This is a genomic window from Hymenobacter rigui, from assembly GCF_003944715.1.
Classification (GTDB): Bacteria; Bacteroidota; Bacteroidia; order Cytophagales; family Hymenobacteraceae; genus Hymenobacter; species Hymenobacter rigui.
The window spans coordinates 65053-85213 of sequence record NZ_RWIT01000014.1 but is presented as its reverse complement, the minus strand read 5'-3'; the positions used below and the strand labels follow the sequence as shown (position 1 = coordinate 85213).

The following is a 20161-nucleotide window of genomic DNA, read 5'->3' as shown; positions in this document are numbered from 1 at the left end:
GAGCCAGTGGGTTTACAAGAATATCCGCAACCCTGGAAGGCCGGTGGTTTTGGGTATTGGGCTAGCCAGCGGGGGGGTCGGGAGGCTTTTGGCGGCTGGGCTGATGGTGGCTGAAATACCTATAAACTGTCATTCTGAGCAGCGCGAAGGACCTTACCGCGCTGAAATGCTTTGTCCTAGCGTGATAAGGTCCTTCGCGCTGCTCAGGATGACAAGGATTACCTCTACTTCGCCGCAACGGCCGCCGACTGCAGCTGTACGGTAGCCGGCTTCAGCCCTTTGCCACTTACTTTCAGCGTCAGCGGACCGGCCTTATCGGTGGTTTGGACGGTGGCCACGAGCTGGCCGTGGAAGGCATGCATGTGAGGCTGGTGGAACAACTCCAGGCTGGTGGCGTCGCCGTTGGCTACGGCGCGGAAGCGACCGGCCCCCTTTACCTCCATCTGCAGTTCGTTGGTGGCGTCGGGGCAGAGGTTGCCCTGGACGTCCTCCACCCGGGCCGTCACGTAGGCCAGGTCCTGGCCGTCGGCGGTGAGGGCGGTGCGGTCGGCTACCAGCCGGATGTGGTGGGGCTGGCCGGCGGTGCGCACTTCCTCCTCGGCCACGGCTTTGCCGGCGGCGTCGTAGGCCACCACTTTGATGGAGCCGGGCTGGTACTTCACGTCGTTCCACATCAGGCGGTAGCGCGTCTGGGGCTGGGCGGAAGTGGCTTTCGTCTGGCGGCCCTGGCTCACGCCGTTCACAAACAGCTCGGCCGAGGGGTAGTTGGTATAGGCGTATACCGGCGTGGTCTGGCCTTCGCGGCCGGGCCAGGTCCAGTGGGGCAGTAGGTGCAAGGTGGGTGCAGTGGGGTTCCACTTGGCGCGGTAGAGGTAGAACCGGTCCTTGGGCAGGCCGGCCAAGTCCAGAATGCCGAAGTAGGAGCTATGCGAGGGCCACACTTCGTCATAAGGAGTCGGCTCGCCGAGGTAGTCGAAACCGGTCCACACGAACTCCCCGGCGACGTAGGGCAAATCGTCCTGCTGCACGAACTCCTCGTCCGGCGTCTGCGACCAGACGCAGGCTTCCAGGTCGTACGACGACGACTGGTTGTCGGGGTATTTCTTCTGCTTGGCCTTTTCTACCGGGAATTTGTACACGCCCCGGCTGCTCACCGTGGAAGCCGTTTCGGAGCCCAGCAGCACGCCCTGGGGTAGCTTGGCCTGGGCTTCGGGGTAGCGGTGGGGCTTGTAGTTGAAGCCCGCAATGTCGAGCACCGCCGCAAAGTTGTTCTTGAGGGCGTCGTCAATACGGTCCATGCCCATAGTCACGGGCCGGGTGGGGTCCTCGCGGTGCACCACGTCCTGCAGGCGCTTGAGCAGCTTGCCGCCGCCGGGCACGCTCTGGTCGGGCACCTCGTTGCCGATGCTCCACATAATCACCGAGGGGTTGTTGCGGTAGTGGCGCACTAGGTTCACCAGGTCCTTTTCGGCCCACTCATCAAACAGGAGGTTGTAGCCGTTCTTCACCTTGGGCGTTTTCCACTCGTCGAAGGATTCCAGCATGAGCATGATACCCATTTCGTCGCAGAGCTGCACCAGCTCCGGGGCGGGCATGTTGTGCGAGGTACGAATGGCGTCGCAGCCCATGTCCTTGAGCAGAGTAATCTGCCGGCGCAAAGCGGCCACGTTGATGGCCGTGCCCAGCGGGCCCAAGTCGTGGTGGTTGCAGACGCCCTTGAACTTGCGCGGCTGCCCGTTCAGCGAGAAGCCCTTGCCCGCCTCAAACTTGAAGGACCGGATGCCGAAGGGCGTTTTGTATTCATCCACCAGCCGGTAGGTGGTATCGGCGGGCGCATCCTGCTGGTACAGCCGCGAAACGGCCGTGTACAGCGTCGGCGTTTCCGGGCTCCATAGCTGGGGCTGCACAATGGTAAACGCCTGCTCGCACGTGGGCAGGCCGCTTTGCAGCGGCGTGCTGCTGTGGGCCACCACCCGGCCGCTGGCGTCCAGCAGTTCCGTATCGAGGCGTAAAAACAGGGCTTTCTGCAAAGCTCCCCGACCAATGTGCTCGTCCTGGCTGCCCCGCACGCTGATCTTAGCGCCTTCGCGGCCGATTACGCGGCCCGCAGGCACGGATACTTCGGTGGTCAGCTTCACCCGGGCATAGTCGGCGGTGACTTCCGGGGTGGTCAGGTAGGTGCCCCACACTGGGATGTGCACCTCGGGCGTCACAATGAGGTGCACGTTGCGGTACAGGCCCGCGCCGGGGTACCAGCGCGACTGTTCCGGCAGATTCTGCAGGCGCACGGCCAGCACGTTGTCCTTGCCCGGCTGAATGGCCTCGGTGATGTCGACGCTGAACGAGTTGTAGCCGTAGGCCCAGGTGGCCACTTCCTTGCCATTGATGAACACGTGCGCGTCGCTCATAGCCCCATCAAACACCAGCACCGCCCGCTGCCCGGCCCCGAAGCCCGGCACCTCCAGCTTGCGCCGGTACCAGCCCGTGCCAATGAATGGCAGCCCGCCCGTGCGCCCCGATTTCTGGGTGGCCTGCTGCTCCTGGTTCTGCTCAATCTGCACCGTCTGCAGGTCGTTGTTGCCATCAAACGGCCCGTAAATGGCCCAATCGTGCGGCACCTGCACGCGCTGCCACCTGGCGTCGTTGAACTTGGGGTTGGCCGCGTCGGGCTGGTTGCCTTTGCTGAAGCGCCAATCAGTGGTGAGCAGGTATTCGCGGCGGGTTTGGGCCTGGGCGGCGGGGCCGCTGATCAGCAGCAGGCCGGTGCCCAAAGTCAGGCCCAACAGGGCGCGGTAAAAAGGGGTAGAAAACACAGTGCGGAGAAAAGAAGAAACAACGGAAAAAGAGTTGCCAGCCGAGGGTTGGTTGCGCCGGCTAATACTCTACTTATCGGCGTAGCGCACCATTTCGCTGGCGGCCAGCAGGAAAGCGCCCACGCCGAAGTTGGAAGTGGAGTTCTGGTTGACGACCTGGCCGGGAATGGCCTTCTCGCCGATGGGCTGCACGTAGCCGATGGCGCCGTCGGGCTGTAGGGCGGTGGTGGTGAGGTACTGCCAGCCCTTTATAGCCGTGGGCAGGTACTCCTTCTTGCTCAGCACGCCGTGGTTGATGCCCCAGAGGTAGGCGAAGGTGTTGAAGGCGGTGCCGCTGGTTTCGGGGCCGGGGGCGTGGGCGGGGTCCAGCAGGCTGCGCGTCCAGTAGCCCTCGGGCTGCTGAACGGCTTTGAGGGCGGCGGCCAGGCCGCGGTATTTGCTCAGGTACTCGGCGCGGTGCGGGTCGTTCTGGGGCAAATCCTGCAGCACGCGGGCCAGACCGGCAAACACCCACCCGTCGCCGCGGGCCCAGAAGTCCTTCTTGCCATTCACCGATTTGTGCTGGGGGTACACGTACTTGGCGTCGCGGTAGTACAGGCCGGTTTCGGCATCGAAAATGAGACTGTTGGTGTAGCTGAAGTACTCGTGCAGCTTCTGCAGGTACAGCGGGTTGCCGGTGGCCTTGTGCAACTTGGTCATCACCGGCATCACCATGTAGAGGCCGTCCACCCACCACCAGTAGTCGTTCTTGTCGGTGCTCATCTGGTACTCCATCACCTCGCGGGCCCGGGCAATGCGCTGGGGCTCGGGCCGGAGGGCGTAGAGGTCGGCGTAGGTCTGGAAGCAGATCTGCCAGTCGCCGAACAGCACGAACTCGGGAGCCTCGCCGTAGGGCTTGTACTGCCAGCGGGCCTTGTCGTCGGAGGTGGCGCCCTTCCACTGGTTGTGCACGGCCCAGTCTTCGGAGTACTGGCGGTACTTCTCGTTTTTGGTGGTGGCGTAGGCGGCCATGTTGCCGGTGTGGTAGGCGGCCACATCCCAGAACGCCCGCTCCTGCGGTGGGTGCGCGGCCTGCCAGTGGTCATTCACCTTGGTAATCAGGGCCAGCACGTCGGCCTTTTGGGGCTGGGGCGCAGTGACGTTAGAAGCCGCAGTTTTCGAGGACGCGCAGCCGGTGGGTAGCGTCAGCAGCAGGGCGGCACCGAGCAGGTAGGCGGAGAAACGGGTCATAGAACGGGCTGAAGTAGATTACTGAGGTTGCACCACGAAACCGCCCCGGGCCGGCAGAGTCAGGCGTAGCGTGGAGCCGTTGAGGGAGCGGGTGGCAAACTGGCGGTTGGTTTCGCCATCAAAAATCAGGACACCTGATTTTAAGTCCAGCTTGGCAAGGTCGAGGGTTAGCTCACGGGGCTGGTCGGTGGCGTTGATGCCGGCCACGTACCAGCGGCCGTCGGGAGCCTGGCGGGCCAGCACGGCGTACTCGCCGGGGAAGCCGTCGAGCAGCTTCACGTCGGCCCAGCCGGCGGGCAGCTGGCGCAGGAAGCTCTGCACGTAGGCCGGCTGCCGGGCCATACCCTCGTCGGTTTCGGCGTAGTGCTGAATGCCCGACTGAAACAGCACCGACAGCGCCAGCTCGAAGGCATTGGAGGTGCGGCGCTGCTTGCCCGGAATTTCCGAGAAGCACACCGGCGTGAAGTCCATCGGGCCCACGGCGTTGCGGGTAAAGGGCAAGGTGGCGCAGTGCGTGGCTTCCTGGTCGGTGTTCTGCTGGTCGAAGGTCAGGAACTCGAAGCCGCGCACGGCCTCCATGGTCATCAGGTTGGGGTAGGTGCGCTGCCAGCCGCGCGGGATGGTAGTGCCGTGGAAGTTCACCAGCAGCCCGGCCGCGGCGGCATCGGTCAGCAGGTCCTGGTAGTAGTTCATAAACGACTGCCCGTCGCCGCCGAAAAAGTCGATTTTGACCCCGGCAATGCCCATCTGCCTGATGCGGGCAAATTCCCGGCGGCGCGTTTCGGGGTCGAAGAGGATGTTCTTTGGCGTCTGCGGGGCTTCGTTCCAGCTGCCGTTGGAGTTGTACCACACCAGCAGACCCACGTTTTTGCTGCGGGCGTACCGGGCCAGCTCCTGCATCTTGTCGTAGCCGATCTGCGTGTCCCACAGCGCATCCACCAGGCAGTAGCCCCAACGCATGTCGGCGGCGTAGTCGATAAAGCGGCGCTGCACCTCGTAGGTGGTGTTCTTATCTCCCAGCAGCACCCACGACCACGAGGCCTTGCCCCCTTCGGCCAGCTTGGTCGCAGCCGGTGCCGGGGCGCTCAGGTTCGTGGTCAAGGTCGATTCAACAATGGGTGCCAGCGAGTTGCCCAGCACGATAACGCGCCAGGGCGTGCGCCAGGGCAGACGGCCTTCGGGCGTCACGGGCGCCTCGGGCGTGGTGCGCTCGGCGGGCTGGGCGAAGGCAACGGCGTACTCCCCGTTGGGCGCTTCGTGGGCTAGGTGAGAGCCGCAGTAGTTACGGCCCATGCCGGCCTCAGTGAGCAGCAGCCAGTGTCCGTTGGCCTGAAACAAGGCCGGAAACGACCACCCCTCCCCCAGCGGCGACGCGGTGCCGACGGCCACGCCCTTCTGGTAATATTCCTCGTACGAGGGCTGCGTTTTGGCCCAGCCCGTCTGGGCTTTGGCGTGGGGGTGCAGCCAGCCGATGGCCCCGGCCGGCAGCCGGAACGTGGTAGCCTCCCGGGTGATGCGCTGCACCTCCGTGGCCGGGCCTTCGAGCAGGTACTGAAACGCCACCCCGTTGTCGGAAACCTGGAACACCACGCTCAGATGCGGGCCACCTTTTCCTTGGAAGCGCACCACGCGGCGGTTGGCGCGGTAGCGGCACCGTGCGCGCTTATCGGTGCTGAGTTGGTAGTCGTCGGCCACGGCTTCCACCTTTTCGGCCTTTTGCAGGGTGAGGCCCTGGCTGAGGTCGGCGCCGGCCAGCACCAGGCCCAGGCGCGAGGCGGGCAGCACCTCGGCGCGGCCGTAGCGCACGGCGTACGTGGGCCGGCCCTGTTCATCCACTTCAATAGTGACCTGCACGGTGCCGTTGGGGCTGCTCACGCGCACGGGCGCAGCCGGCCCAGACCTGCTCGGGCGGGCCCAAACAGCAGCAGTCAGCAAACAGAAACCAAGCGTGAATAGCAGGCGCATAAGCAGCATCCGGGTTCAGGTGAAAGATACGCCCGACGATTACGGCCGGTAGGGCTGGCCCAGCACCAGTTTGTCGCCCGCGGTGCTCACCTCAAACAGGTGTGGCACGCGGTGGTAGTCCCCGTTGATATCCTTGTGGCTGTGCAAGGACATCAACAGCTTGCCTTCAAAGGTGCGGAACAGCATGCCGTGACCGTAGTTGGGCGGGGTAATGGGCTGCGGTTCCTGGGTCCAGGGGCCATCCAGGGTACCGCTTTGGGAGTAGGCCACGCCTTGGGTGTATTGGTCGTACACCCAGCTGGTCCAAATCATGCCCAGCCGGCCAGTACCGGTGCGGAACAGGTAAGGCCCGTCGGTAACCTTGTTAGGGCGCACCGGGCCGGTACGCGGGTTCTCCCGGCTCCAGGGCGCTTCACTGGCCCGAAACAGCACCTTCCCCTTGCCCACAGTACCGCTCAGGTCGGGCTTCAGGGCAATTTTCTCCACGGTGCCGTTCTGGTTCTGCAGCCACTCGTGGCAGTACACCATATAGGGCTTCTGGTCCTTATCCACCCACAGCGTGGCATCGAGGGTGGGCATGGTGGCGGGCAGGTAGGTGGCGTCGCGCATGGGCCGGAAGGGGCCGTCGGGCCGGTCTGCCACCAGCACGTGGCAGGCCCGGCGCTCAATCACCTGGCCCTGCACGGTGTCAATCTTGATGGCCGGGTTGGTGAAGGTGGCGAAGTAGTAATACTTGCCCTTGTAGGGGTGAATCTCGGCCGCCCAAATCATCGGTTTCGGCCCCATCCAGGAAGCAGGGTCGGTTTGGGCCACAGTATACGGACCGCTCCAGCGCTTCAGGTCAGGGCTTTTCCAGAGCAGGCCGCCGGTCCCCGTCATGTAATACTGATGAGTTTTCGCATCAGCCAGGATAAACGGGTCACTCAGCCGGATGGAATCCAGCGGCAGGTTCTGGCGAATAACCGGCGGTGTCGCCCGCTGGGCCCGGGCCGTAGCCGGAGCTAGTAGAGCGGCTAATGCTAGCCATTTCGCAACCTTTCGCGTCATACTTCCTAGTTGATATACGGTGTGTATCATCCTATTTACAGCTTGGCTCCGGTTACTGGCGTTTTCCGTGGTGCACTTTTCGGCGCACTCAGGCGGTACAATACCGCGCCGTGCCGCCGCACGTAGGGAGCCAGCTCTGCGCCCTTCACCACCGCGCTTTGGCCGCTCCACAGGTCTGTAGCCGTGGTGCCGGCGAGCAAGCCCAGCTCCTGCAGGGCTACCGATATGCGCACCGAGTCGGCGGGCGGGGGCAGCATGGGGTTTTGGGTGAACACGAGGGCCTGGAAAGTACCACCGGTGTTCTGGCCGGCCGCCGCGCGGTCGAGGCCCACGGTGGCGGTGAAGCGGGTGCAGCCGGCCGGCACGTCGTACTCAATAATGGAGCTGGCGTGGGTTCCGATGCCATCAACATACGTCTGCTCCCCTACCCGCAGCGGCCCGCCCGATACGCTTTTGCCCGGACTGACTTTGCCCCAGCCGGCGGTGGCCTGTTGCCAGGTCAGCCCGCTGAGCGGCAGGGCTTCGGTGCCGCGGTGCATTTGGGGATTGAGCCAGTCGGCGTGGTCCCAGGCCGAGCCGTCGCCCCCGTCGCGCACTACCAGGTAGAGCTTTTTCGCCCCGTTCAGCTGCACGTTTACCTCCTGCTGCGGATGCTGGCGGGTGATGGGCTCACTACGCCAGGCGGCGGCGCTGGCCGGGGCGGGCTGCTGGTCCTGGGCATTGAACAGGGCCAGGTACTGGTCGCCGGAAGCGGGGTCGTGGGCCGTCCAGGCTACCAGGTCGCCGCGGCGCCAGAGCTGGCGGCCGCCGGTGCTGCGCTGGTTTACCTGTAGCACGGCCCGGTTGGTGAGCAGGCTGAGGGTGAACGGGTCGTTGCTGGGCAGGTCGCCGCCGAACATAAGCGGGGAGCGGGCCATGCTCCAGAGCGTCATCAGGGTGCGCTGCTCGTCGCGGGTGAAGCGGGTCATCCGGTCGTCGCCCCGCTCGGCCCGGATGCCCAGGCGACCCAGCGGCAGCATGTCGGCATCGGGCCAGTTGCCGGGGCGGCTGTAGGGTGCCCAACGCTGGCACACCGCAAAGTGCTCCTTAAGTTGGTCCCAGCTGTCCCAGAAGTCGCCCACGGTGCGCCACATGTTGGCGTGCTGCTGGGCGTGCGGGGCGTTGGCAATGGGCGTTTCGCCCGGTGACATGCTCAGCACGATGGGCCGGCCAGTACGGTCGATGGCCTTGCGGATCAGCTCGATTTCGGCGGCGTGGTAGGGCTCCGACAGGTCATCCACCTTCACAAAATCCAGCCCCCAGCTGGCGTACAGCTCGAACAGGGAGTTGTAGTACTCCTGGGCGCCGGGGCGGTCGGCCACCACGGTATACATGTCGCGCAGCCACTGGCACTGGCCTTCTTTGGAGTAGATGTCGGCGGCGGTGAGCTGGGTGCCTTTGATGGGCAACTGGCGCAACACCGCCTGCACCGGCACCCCACGCATGATGTGGATGCCGAACTTCAGCCCCTTACTATGCAGGTAATCAGCCAGGGGCTTGAAGCCCTGCCCGCCCGCGGCCGAGGGGAACCGGTTGGGCGCGGGCACGAAGCGGCCGTACTGGTCGAGGTTCCAGTCGGGATTTTCCTCGTTGTAGCCGTGGGCGGTGTCGTTGCCCACGTACCAGCGGATGTCCACCACCACGTACTCCCAGCCGAAGGGCCGCAGGTACCGGGCCATGTAGTCGGCGTTGGCCTTGGTTTCGGCCTCGGTCACGGTGGGACCGTAGCAGTCCCAGCTGTTCCAGCCCAGTGGCGGCGTGGCGGCCCAGGTGCGGAAGGCGGGCGTCAGGGCCGTTGGCTTAGTCCGTTGCTGGGCGGCGGCCGGGGCTCCAAGCAGCAGACCGCCCGCCAGCGCGGCAACAAGGGAGGTGAAACGGAACGACATGGGGAGGTGGGAGGCGTGAGAAATCGAACAGAAGTAAGGCCAAGACCACCGGACAAGCCGGCAGCCGCAGCGGCATAAACGACCGGCTATTTCACCTTCACCTGCTGAATCCCGGCGTGCGTGGGCGTCACGGGCTTGATGCTGCCATCGGGATTGAACTCCAGCCGGTCGATGCACACCTCCCGGTTGTAGCCGGCGGCGTCGCCCATGGTAATGCCATTGGGGAAGGAAAAGCGGTGATACACCAGGTACCACTCGTCGCGGCCGGGTACCTGGATGGTGCTGTTGTGGCCGGTGCCGTAGATGCCGCTGGCCGCGTCCTTGCTCACCACCAGGTTGTTGGCCGGCACGGTGATGGGGCCGAGTGGCGTGTTGGCCGTGCCGTAGCGCACCCGGTAGTTGGGGCTGCGGGTGTCGTCCTCGCTCCACATGAAGTAGTAAGTGCCGTTACGAAACAGCACGTGGGCGCCCTCGCGGAAGGTGTTGTCGGGCGTAAGTACGCGGATGGTGCCGGGCTTGAGGCTCGTCAGGTCGTCGCTCAGCTCGGCGCCGGCCATGTAGCCGTTGCCCCAGTACAGGTAGTTTTTGCCGCTCTGCGGGTCGTGAAATACAGCCGGGTCAATCTGCTGGCCGCCCTTTACGCCCTCGGGCAGCTTATCCAGCAGCGGCTGGCCGGAGTCCTTGAACGGCCCGGTGGGGCTGTCCGAAAACGCCACGCCGATTTTCTGCTCAGCACAGAAATAGTAGGCGTAACGGTAGCCGGCGGCCTTTTTCTGCTCCAGCATGCACGGGGCCCAGGCGTTCTTTTTGGCCCAGCTCACGTCCTTGGGCAAGTCCAGTATCACGCCCTCGTCCTGCCAGTTCACCAAATCAGCCGAGGAAAACGCCTTGAAATACGTACCCGACCAGCCCGTAAACCCGTCGGAAGTGGGATAGAGGTAGAATTTGCCGGTTTTCTCGGCGTAGATGATGGCCGGGTCGGCAAAGTAGCCGCCCAGGGCGGGGTTGTGGGTTTCGGTGGCCGATACGGTAACGGTTTCGGCGGGCCGCTCCCCTACCCGCACGGTGTAGCGCACGGGGCCTTTTGAGAAATCCTGCGGACCGCCGGGCGTGAGGCGGGTGCCGGGAATGGGCCGGAACTGCGGGTCGAGGGCTTTGAGGTTGGTGCCGGGCTTCACGAGGAAGCGCACCTGACGGGCGGCGCTATCCACGGCGGTGTTGTTGGGCCGGATGGCGGGGTTCCGGGCTGTGAGCAGCGGCTCGGTAGCCGGCAGCCAGCGGGCGGCCAGGCGGGCGGCTTCCTGCTCGGTGATGGGCAGCACGGTGCCGTGGCGGGGGTGAAAGTTCATGCTCACCTCGCCATCCACCACCCGGAACGTGCGCAGGTCCGAAGTGCGGGTAAACTGGTACTGGCCGCTCATGTACCGGTCGTACATCAGGATGTAGTCGGTGGAGCCGTTGAGCCGGAAGGTGCCGGCACCCTCTACCGCGTCCTTGGTTTGCTGCACGTACTCGTCGCGCAGCACGTAGCCGCTGGTCAGCTTATCCGACACGGCTACCTTGATACCGTTGCCCTGGCCCTCGGTTTTGAAGAACAGGTAAAACTTGCCGTCCCGGGCCACAATGTCGCCGTCGATGCAGGAGCCGTTGGTGGGCGAAAAGAACAGCTGCTTCGGCTCGCCTTCCAGGTCGGTGAAGTCCCGGTTGGCGTAGGCGTAGTAGATTTTGTCGGGCTCGTCGCCGTGCTTCAGCGAGAAGTACACCAGGTACTTGCCGGCCTGCACGTCGTAAATGGTTTGCGGGGCCCACACCCGCAGCAGGTTTTCCTGGCCCTGGTAGCGCCGCTGGAAGTTGATGGCGCTGTGCGTCCAGTTCACCAAATCCTTGGACTTGAGCAGCACCATGCCGCGGTTCGAGCTCCAGCCCTTGGCCGATACCATGTCGGTAGCCACCATATAGAACTGCCCGTCGGGCCCGCGCAGAATGTGGGGGTCCCGCACGCCGCCGGTTTCGCTGATGGCGGCCGAGCTGATGACCGGCCGGTTGCCGTTGAGGGCGCGGTAGTGGTAGCCGTCGGGACTCAGGGCAAAGCGGATGGCTTCTTCCTTTTTGTCGTTGCCGGTGAAGTACACGAATAGGTAGGCCGTGGGCTTGGGTGGCTTGGGGCCTTTGGCGAAGCCGGGCAGAACCGTTGCCACCCCAAGCAGCAGCAGCAGCGCTGCAAGAGCAGTCCGGCGCAGCCAGCTGCTGCCAGGGGCGACAAACGGATTAGAACGAGTGCCCCGATGGGCAACGGTAGAAACGGGAGTAAGCAACATGGCGGGTGGGAAATCGGCAGGAAGGACGCTCCACGAAAAACCGCTTTTTCCGGGCAAACGCCATCATACCAAGCGCCGCTGGCGAATTTCACCCCCCACTTTGACCGTTTCGGAGCCAGTAGCCAGGCCAAGCTGCACATCAGAATTGGTAACTAATTCCCCTCCTTGGAAAGGAGGGGTTAGGGGTGGTTGACAATCGTTGAACGACTTTTTGATCTAACTCTAGCAATCGTTCTAACAGCATCAACCACCCCTAACCCCTCCTTTCCAAGGAGGGGAACTAGCTTAGATGCTTCGCGGGGCTCAGCATGACGGTCTAGAAAGTCTATAAACCATTAACCTTCATACCACCTCTTACCCGGTGATTTTGAAGGCGTAGGCCAGCCCGGCCGCCGGGGGCTGGGCGGGCAACTGCACTCTCAGACCCTGAGCCGTTTGCTCGAAGATCAGCGCCTGCCCGGCCTGACCCAGCAGCTCCACGCGGCGCACCGGCTGCGGGCGCAGCGCATTGCCGGCGGCCAGGGAGGTGATGAGCAGCTGCCCATCGGTGGGCCAGCCTAGGGCGGTAGCGTAGAGCACGTCGCCCTTGGTAGCGAAGCGGATATCCTGCGCCCCGAAGGCTTTTCCTTTACCCTCGTTGAAACCTTGGGCGCTGAGGGCGGCCGCCTGTGCCTGAGCCGGACCTTCGCCGAACACGCCCCAGGGCCGGGTGCCGTAGATGCTCTCGCCGTTCACCTGTATCCAGCGCCCGATTTCGGCCACAATGGCCCGCTCCTGCTCGTCGATGGTGCCGTTGCCGCGCACGGGCACGCTCAGCAGCAGATTGCCGTTTTTGCTCACTACGTCCACCAGCGTCTGTACCACCGTTTGGGCGCTTTTGTAGCCGTGCCGGTCATATACGCCGCGGTTGTAGTGCCACTCGCCCAGGCAGGTGCAGGTTTGCCAGGGCAGCGGCTCGGTCTGCTGGCTCTGCCCCCGCTCGATGTCCCACACCAGGCAGCGCCGCTGCGCCTCGGTGAGGATCTTGCCGGTAATGACGGCCTGGTTGCGGCCCCGGTGCCGGCGGATGCTGGTGTTGTACTGGTAGGCCGCCAGCCGCAGCCCCACGTCGCTGGCGGGCCAGAGCGGCAGGGCGGTATCGTCGTAGTACACCAGGTCGGGCTCGTATTTGTCGAGTAACTCGGCGGTGCGGCGGTAAAACTTCTCGCAGTAGGCCGCGTCGGGCTGGCTGGCGCCTTCGGCCCAGTCCCACTGCCGGTGAATGGAGCCGGGGCCGCTGGGGGCGTGGTTCTGGGCGTAGAGCTGCTGCGGGTCGAGGCCCTCCCACCACTGCCCTTTACCGTCGGCGGCGATGAGGCAGCCGTCGTAGGGCACGCCGACCAACGGGCCGGTTTTATCGGCCTGACGGGCGGTGTCGTACCAGTTCCAGGCGTGGGCGGCGTGCACGCTCACCCCGAAGCGCAGGCCGTGCTTTTTGGCCGCCTTGGCCCAGCCGCCCACCAAATCCTTTTTCGGCCCGAGGCGGGTGGAGTTCCAGGGCTGGTGGCTGCTCTGGTAGAGGTCGAAGTTGTCGTGGTGGTTGGCCAGGGCCACGAAGTACTGCGCGCCGGCCTGCCGGTAAAAGCCCACCAGCTCGTCGGGGTTCCAGGATTCGGCCTTCCACTCCCGGATGATGTCCTTGAAGCCTACTTTCGAAGGGTGGCCGTAGTGCTCCAGGTGCGACTTATACTGCCAGCCGCCCTGCTCGTACATGCCCCGGGCATACCAGTCGCCCGACTCGGGCTGGCACTGCGGCCCCCAGTGCGCCCACAGCCCAAACTTGGCATCCCGAAACCAGTCGGGTACCTGGTACTGCGCCAGGGATTCCCAGGTCGGCTCGAAGCGCGGGGCGGCGGAAGCAGCCGGCCGGCTCCGGCTCAGCAGGGCACCGGGGAAATAAGCGGCCGGAGCAGCCAGCGCCAGGCTTTTCAGTAGTTCACGACGGTTCATGGAAGGTGGGGTATTGGAGCGAGGAAACAACAAAGTGAAACACTGTCATTCTGAGCGGAGCGAAGGACCTTATCACGTTGGAACGACTCGTTTATTGGTAAACCAAACGTGATAAGGTCCTTCGCTCCACTCAGGATGACAGGTTTGATAGGTATCGTCTACTTCTTCTCCTCTTTCTGCACGACCGGGCGCGTCACTAGGTCCACGTCCACTACTTTGGCGGGGAACCACACCGTCATTTCGCCCTTGCCGCGGTTGGCCCAGGCGTAGTACGGAATGGCCGTCAGCGTCTGCTGCACAGTTTGGATGGAGCTGGTAGCCTCGTTGACCTGCACGGCGGGCACGGTGGCGGTGAGGGTCGTCACGCCGTTGAGCATCTCGGGCTTGTAGGTGGCGGTGAACTGCGCCGTGGGCGGCACAATGAGGTTGCTGGCGCGGCCCTGGTTGTCGGTCCACTCGGCACAGTACATGAGTGGGCCGCGCTGCAGGGCTACTTTACCCAAGTCCTCGCGCACGTTGGGGTTGGCCACCACGCGGCGCACTTCCATCGGCAGGGTCACGGTTACCACGTCGCCCTTGCGCCACTTGCGCGGCAGCACGGCGTAGCCGTTGCGCAGCTGATAAGGTACCGGCTGGCCGTTCACCTTCACCTCCACTTTGGCGGCCGAGGGCTGGGCGAAGGTGTAGAGGTTGGTCGGCAGGGCTTCGCCGCGGGCCCAGCCGGGAATGCGCACCAGCAGGTTGAAGGCGGTGGCGCGGGCGGGGTTGACGGTGAACTGCAGGCCGCCGTCCCAGGGGTAGTTGTTCTGCTGCACTAGCTGCACCTTTTCCTTACCGACCTGCAAATCGGCGGTGCTGCTCACGAACAGGTTCACCAGCACGTCGCGGCCCTGCTGGCCGTACACGTAGCCGGGCAGGGCCGGGAAGAGGCGGGCCAGGTTGGTGGGGCAGCAGGAGCAGTCGAACCAGCCGGAGCGCTGGGCCTCGGGGTGGGCCAAGTCGGCAGCGTTCTTCACCTGCATGGCATTGGAGTAGAAGAACGACTTGCCATCCAGCCCCACGCCCGAAATCAGGCCGTTGTAGAGCACTTTTTCCAGCACGTCGGCGTACTTGGCGTCGCCGTGGAGCTGCCACATGCGCTGCTGCCAGTACACGTCGGCCACCGAGGCGCAGGTTTCGTTGTAGGCTGTGGCGTTGGGCAGCTCGTAGTTCTGGCCGAACCGCTCCCCGTCGGAGGCCGCGCCGGTGCCGCCGGTTACGTAGAGTTTCTTGCCCACCATGTTCTGCCAGATGCTGTCCACGGCCGCCAGCAGCGGCTTGTCGCCGGTGAGGGCCGCCACATCGGCCATAGCCGAGTACAGATACTCGGCGCGCACGGCGTGGCCGATGGCCTCCTTCTGCGCTACTACCGGCTGGTGGTCCTGCCAGTAGGCGCCGTTCTTCCACACGTCCGGGCTCTTGGGGTCGTAGCCTTTGTACTGGCCGCGCTGGTCGAGGAAGAATTTGGCGGTGGCCAAGTACCTGGGCTGACCGGTGGCGCGGTAGAGCTTCACCAGGCCCATTTCCACGATTTCGTGGCCGGGGGCCACGGCCCGCTTGCCGGGGCCGAAGGTGGCGCACACCAAATCGGCGTTCTTCAGGGCAATGTTCAGCAGGTTGCGCTTGCCGGTGGCTTCGTAATGGGCCACGGCGGCTTCGTAGAGGTGGCCGGCGTTGTAGAGCTCGTGGCTCAGCTCCCGCTCCTTTTCCCACCGCTCTTTGCCAGCCCAGGCGTGCGGGTGCTGGGGGTCGATGGTGCGGGCGGTGTAAAGGTAGCCGTCGGGCTCCTGCGCCGCCGCTACTTTCTGAATCAGCTCATCCACATAGGCGTTCAGCTTCGCGTCGGGCTCCAGCTGCATCGAGTACGCAGCGCCCTCGATAGTCTTATAGATGTCGGTGTCGTCGAAGGGGTACGTGGTGGCGAACTTGCCCGATTTGGCGGCAGCCATTTCGAAGTTCTTCACCCGGTTGGTGGCCTCGCAGCGCTGAAACGAAGCCGGAATGGTTACGTCGGTGTTCGTCTTGAGCCGGGGCAGCCAGAAATTATCGGCCAGCTTCACCTTGGTAAACGACACGGCCTGAATGGGATAATCAGCTTTCTGCTGGGCCAGCGCGGCGGTGGCGAGGCGCAGGCCCAGGGCCGTGAGCAGCAGCGGTTTCAGGGGGAAGCGGGTGGTAGGCATGGGAAAGGCTTTTGTACCGGATGCGGAATAAAACGGAGCGGGTTGGGCTCGGCCGGACGCGCGAAAACCGCTCCCCGCGCGGCACCCGCCGGCCGGGTAGGTTCCCACGCCTACCCGGCCAGCTGCGACAGCAGTCTTTCACTCGTCGGGGAGCTGGCTTGCAGACCACTTCTCCCGATGCTGCCGGCGGCGCCGCGCGGTGCGCGGTTCTCTCACCTTCCCCTTCGTGTAGCAGGCGGCCCGCCAGCGCAGGCCCCGCAAAAACAGAGCAGGCCACAAACCCGCGGCGCCCGGCCGGCGGTACCATTCCCACACAGTACCGCCGGCGCTCGGATAACGACCTGCCTCTCTCAAAGCAAACGGGTCCCCTTCACCCTGGTCGTGCTGATGCAGCGCATCCAAGGCGCCGCGTGATTTGTGGCCTGCTGAAAGCCGTTGGCAAAGCGGTCAACGGTACTCCGTATCCCGTTCTGCCTATGGCAAATTTCAGCACCCGCCACCCAAAACAGGCGGGACAAATCGGGCGTTTAGCCGGGCCGTATTCGTCAGCAACCTGTTTTTTTTAGCGGTTTTGTAGAAGAACGTCATGCTTCACCTTCGGCACAACAGTCGTTCCTTTTATACCCGTCACGCGGTAGGGTGCGGGGCTTGTCCCCGCCCGTCGTTGAACGAAACCCACTTGGCTGTACAACGAAGGGCGGGGACAAGCCCCGCACCCTACCGCGTTTTCGCATACCACTTCCTGAGAAGTATATTGCTGACGGCTTCACCGTCAACCACCGTTTTGCATCCCTCCACTCCTACTCCCCGAACCGCACCACGCGCTTACTGCCGTCAGCCATCTGCACGGTGATGCTGCGGTAATCGGCGGCGGAGAGGCTGCGCACGGGCAGTAACTCGGCTTTAGTCCACTTCTGCCCCGAGCGTTTCCAGAGCAACAGCGTGGCCAGTAGCGGGCGGCTGGGGGCCGAGGTTCCTACGGCGTTGAGCACGGTGCTTTTCTGGCTGACGGGGTGCAGGCCGGTAGCGTCCACGGCGTCCACGGCGTCCCAACCTTGCAGGGGCACCAGGGCCAGCTGGTAGGTGCCGTTGTCGAGGAGGTGCACGGTGTGGCCCTGCACGCGGCGGGTGCGGTGGCGCACGGTGCCGGTGAGGTTAGGCAGGGCGTAGTGGCCCAGGCGCAGCGGCAGGGTTTCGGTGCTTTGGTTGACATCGAGGCGCAGGATGCCGTTGGGCAGGGGCAAGTCGGCCAGGCGCAGCTTCACGTTAGGGTTGGTTTCCAGCACGGCGTCGCGGTAATACACGCCTTCCTCGAAGCGGCGGAAAGTAAACAGCCTCAGCGGCTCCCACTTGCCCTGCTGGTTTTTGAACACGTAGTTCATGGCTACCTCGCCGTTGGGGCCGTCGGCCTGCCAGGGAAAGGCCGAGTTGTAGCTCAGGCGGTTGTAGTTCTCGTCGCCGCGGTAGGGGTCGGAGCTGGGCTGGTGGCAGGGGGCGCGCAGCTCGGCCGCACCGGTGTTGGGGTAGTCGGTTACCAGAATGTTGGGGCCGGGCTCGAACTTGTTGAACACCGTGCCGCTGGCCAGCGCGGGCGTGGTCCAGGCACCTTCGTTTTCGGGGGCAGTCCAGAAGGGCGAGTCGGCGGGCACCAGCAGGCCCAAAAAGGCTTTGGCCAGCCAGTACACGCTGCCCCGGCAGCTGTAGGGCTGCACGGCCGGCTCGAAGGCTCCGTAGAAACCCAGCGTGGGCACGTTGTCCTGCAAAAAATCGGGGTTCTGTAGAAACTGCAGCAGGGCCCCCGAGGCAATGCGCCGCATCCAGCCGAAGTTGGTATCGGCGGCGGGGCGCAGGCCCATCAGCGGGAAGGGCACCACCGCCGCAAACCGGTACGTGATGCTGCGCCCCCACATAATCATGTGCCCGTCGCGCCCGAACTGGTAGGGGTACGTGTCGTGGAGCGGGGCGAAGTTCGCGTCGAGCTGGCGGACCACCTCGGGGTAGCGCTGCCGGCCGTAGTACTCGCTCCACAGCCGGCCGTACATCTGAAACGCCCACATGCTGTAGTAGTCGTAGGTGGGCGCATCGTTGTACCAGCCCTGGCCGTCGTAGTGGGTCAGCTGCTTCTGCAGGTAGTCTTCCAGCAGCTTTTTATTGACCGGGTAGCCTCTGGAATCGAAAAAACTGAGGATGAAGATGTTGAAGTAGCGCCAGTTCTGCGGCACCGTGGGCCCGTCGCCGTAGCTGAGCATGGTGGCGGCCAGGGCATCCTTGGTGGCCTGGGGCAGCGGGTCCCACAGGATTTTGGGCGCGGCAAACAAAGCCACGCCCAGCCCCCCAAACTCCACCAGGTTCTGGCTGGGGCCGCCATCCTTGGCCCGGGGTCTGATGAAGCTGGGGCTCTGCGGGTCCACCAGCAGACCGAGCTGGTGACGGTAGTAGTCGGCCACTTTGATGCCGTTGAGCGTGAGGCCGGGTTCTTCCTTCAGCAGGGGCGCGGCCATGAACAGCGTGCGACACAGGCCCTCCAGCTTCTCGGTGGGTACCTGGCCGGGGGTGCGCGAGTAGCTTTTGCCCGGCTGCTTCGGAAACTGCATCGGGTCATTCAGCTTATGCACGTAGCTGAAGGCGCCGCTGAGCAGGTAGCGGGCCGCATCCTGCCAATGGCGGCGCGTCATGCCGGTAAACGGGCTCAGTTGCTTGTCAGGCTGCCGGATTTCGAACGAGGGCAGTTTCTCGGCGGCGGGCGGCACCGAGGGCATATCCGCGTTGGTGGGCACGCCCTGTTGAGCCCGGCCCGCCAGCGTCAGGAGCAGCAGCGCGGCAGTTAGAATTGGTTTGAGCACGGAGAGCGAAGAGTTGGAAGGAAGATGAGCGTATAAAATCATCTGTCATCCTGAGCACAGCGAAGGACCTTACCACGTTACAACGATACTCGTTCAGACGTGCAAAGGCCCTTCGCCGTGCTCAGGATGACAGAGAAAGATGGAAACAGACAAAGCAAAAACCGACGGCCAAAGCGGGTGCTTCAACCGTCGGTTTCACTTTTTAGTAGCCCGGGTTCTGGCTCAGATTGGCACTGATGTTCCGGTCCCGTTCGGCCTGCGGAATGGGCAGCAGCAGGTTTTTCTGGGTGATGCCCGTTACGTAGGTCCCGTTGAGGCGGGTGGCGCGCTCGATGAGCGTGCCGGTGCGCACCAGCGTGATGCGGCGCTGCTCCTCACCGATCAGCTCCCGGGTGCGCTCATCCAGAATGAAGTTCAGGTCAATCTGGCCGGCGGTTACCTGAGCCGCCTGGGCCCGGGTGCGCAGCACGTTGATGCTGGTGGCCGCATCCGCAAGCTTGCCCTGCTTGAACTGCGCCTCGGCCAGCAGCAGGTAGGTTTCGCCCAGGCGCATCATGGGCAGGTCCTTAATGGTGCCGAAGCCGAAGGTATCGGTGGGGTCAAACTGGTTCCACTTGGTGGTGTAGGGCGTGATGTAGAAGATGGTATCCGAGCCCTTGAGGCCGGTGACCGGCTTCCCGAACGTAGCCGGGCGCGAGGCATCGTTGTAGTAGAACTTGCGCTTGAGGTTGTACTTGGAGTTGCGCATGTCGGGACCCGAGTTATAGAGGCGGTAATCCACCCAGTTGCTCAGGCGCAGACGGGCCAGGCCGCGGCCACCCAGGGAGTCGGCCAGGGCCATGCCGGGCACGTTGTAATAGGCGGGCACCCACACGCGGCGCTGCTGGGCGCTGGTGGTACCGCCCGGCACTACCAGCTGCTGCTCAATACCCCAGATCAGCTCGGTGTTGCCCTGGCTGCGGCGCTGGTTGCCCACAATGAACATGTCGGAGAAATAGTCGCCGGGCTGGCTTGATTTCACCCCGTAGCGGGCCCGGATGAGCTGGTACACGTTGCTGTTGATCAGGTCACGCAGCACCTGCTCGGCCAAGGCCGGCTTGTTGTCGCGCAGGTACACCTCCCCCAGCAGCTGCTGGGCCGCGCCCCGCGAAATCCGGCCCGAAATAACCCGGTTACCGGGCAGCATGCTCGGAATGGCCGTGGTCAGGTCGTTGATGATGAAGGCGTTGATGTCGGCTACCGGCGTACGCGTGAAGTCAGTACGCGGCGAGGTAACGGGCTTGTCCACCAGGGGCACGTCGCCCCACAGCGTGGCCAGGAAGTTGTAGGCATAGGCGCGGAAAAACCGGGCTTCGGCGCTGATGCGGTTTTTGTAGCCCTGGCGCACCGTGGAGGGTGCCGTGGCCGCGCCGTCGATAATCTGGTTGGCGTTGTTGATGGTGCGGTAGGCCCAGCTCCAGAAGATTTCCGAGCCCCGGTCCTGGGCCGTGAGCTGGGCGTAGTTGTAGTAGGGCACTTCCACACCCTGCACCTGGCCGGGCATGGCCACATCGGTACCCAGCTGCATGATGCTGATCAGGCCCTGCTGGTCGGAGTGGGTGTACTGCTCCCGCACCACCGACTGCAGGCCGGCCATGGCGGCCTCAAAACCCAGCGAGTCGGTCAGGACGGTTTGTGGGGTGTAGAGGGATTTGGGAGTTTCGTCGAGGTAGTCTTTGTCGCAGGAGCTGAGCACCTGGGCCAGGCCCAACAGGCTGGCAGTGGCAAGTAAAACGCGTTTCATCGTGAGTCAGAGGAATGCAAGGGTGG

10 protein-coding genes are annotated in these 20161 nt (G+C 64.1%); all 10 read right to left on the bottom strand.

What is annotated here, in order from left to right:
* Positions 1 to 224 precede the first annotated feature (224 nt).
* Positions 225 to 2813, bottom strand: a complete 2589-nt coding sequence (galB, locus tag EI291_RS18600; protein ID WP_205701632.1) for a beta-galactosidase GalB — start codon at positions 2811 to 2813, stop codon at positions 225 to 227.
* Between the two features lie 69 nt (positions 2814 to 2882).
* Positions 2883 to 4043 carry a glycoside hydrolase family 88/105 protein gene (locus EI291_RS18595; protein WP_125423595.1) on the bottom strand — a complete coding sequence of 387 codons (1161 nt, stop codon included), beginning with the start codon at positions 4041 to 4043 and terminating at the stop codon, positions 2883 to 2885.
* 18 nt (positions 4044 to 4061) lie between these two features.
* Positions 4062 to 6008 (bottom strand): glycoside hydrolase family 97 protein, encoded by a 1947-nt coding sequence (locus EI291_RS18590; protein ID WP_125423592.1) that lies wholly within the window; start codon positions 6006 to 6008, stop codon positions 4062 to 4064.
* A gap of 39 nt (positions 6009 to 6047) precedes the next feature.
* On the bottom strand, positions 6048 to 7055 hold the full coding sequence (locus tag EI291_RS18585) for a glycoside hydrolase family 43 protein (RefSeq protein WP_125423589.1): 1008 nt from the start codon (positions 7053 to 7055) through the stop codon (positions 6048 to 6050).
* Positions 7056 to 7090: 35 nt separating this feature from the next.
* On the bottom strand, positions 7091 to 8980 hold the full coding sequence (locus tag EI291_RS18580; protein WP_125423586.1) for an NPCBM/NEW2 domain-containing protein: 1890 nt from the start codon (positions 8978 to 8980) through the stop codon (positions 7091 to 7093).
* A gap of 86 nt (positions 8981 to 9066) precedes the next feature.
* Positions 9067 to 11298 carry a family 43 glycosylhydrolase gene (locus tag EI291_RS23235; RefSeq protein ID WP_125423583.1) on the bottom strand — a complete coding sequence of 744 codons (2232 nt, stop codon included), beginning with the start codon at positions 11296 to 11298 and terminating at the stop codon, positions 9067 to 9069.
* 354 nt (positions 11299 to 11652) lie between these two features.
* The gene (locus EI291_RS18570; protein ID WP_125423580.1) at positions 11653 to 13287 is read right to left on the bottom strand and encodes an alpha-L-fucosidase; all 1635 of its coding nucleotides are present in this window, start codon (positions 13285 to 13287) and stop codon (positions 11653 to 11655) included.
* Between the two features lie 158 nt (positions 13288 to 13445).
* Positions 13446 to 15509 carry a glycoside hydrolase family 127 protein gene (locus EI291_RS18565; RefSeq protein WP_125423577.1) on the bottom strand — a complete coding sequence of 688 codons (2064 nt, stop codon included), beginning with the start codon at positions 15507 to 15509 and terminating at the stop codon, positions 13446 to 13448.
* 800 nt (positions 15510 to 16309) lie between these two features.
* Positions 16310 to 18352 (bottom strand): DUF2264 domain-containing protein, encoded by a 2043-nt coding sequence (locus EI291_RS18560; RefSeq protein ID WP_170172717.1) that lies wholly within the window; start codon positions 18350 to 18352, stop codon positions 16310 to 16312.
* 202 nt (positions 18353 to 18554) lie between these two features.
* Entirely contained in the window at positions 18555 to 20135 is a 1581-nt protein-coding gene (locus EI291_RS18555) for a RagB/SusD family nutrient uptake outer membrane protein (RefSeq protein WP_125423572.1), read from the bottom strand.
* Positions 20136 to 20161 lie beyond the last annotated feature (26 nt).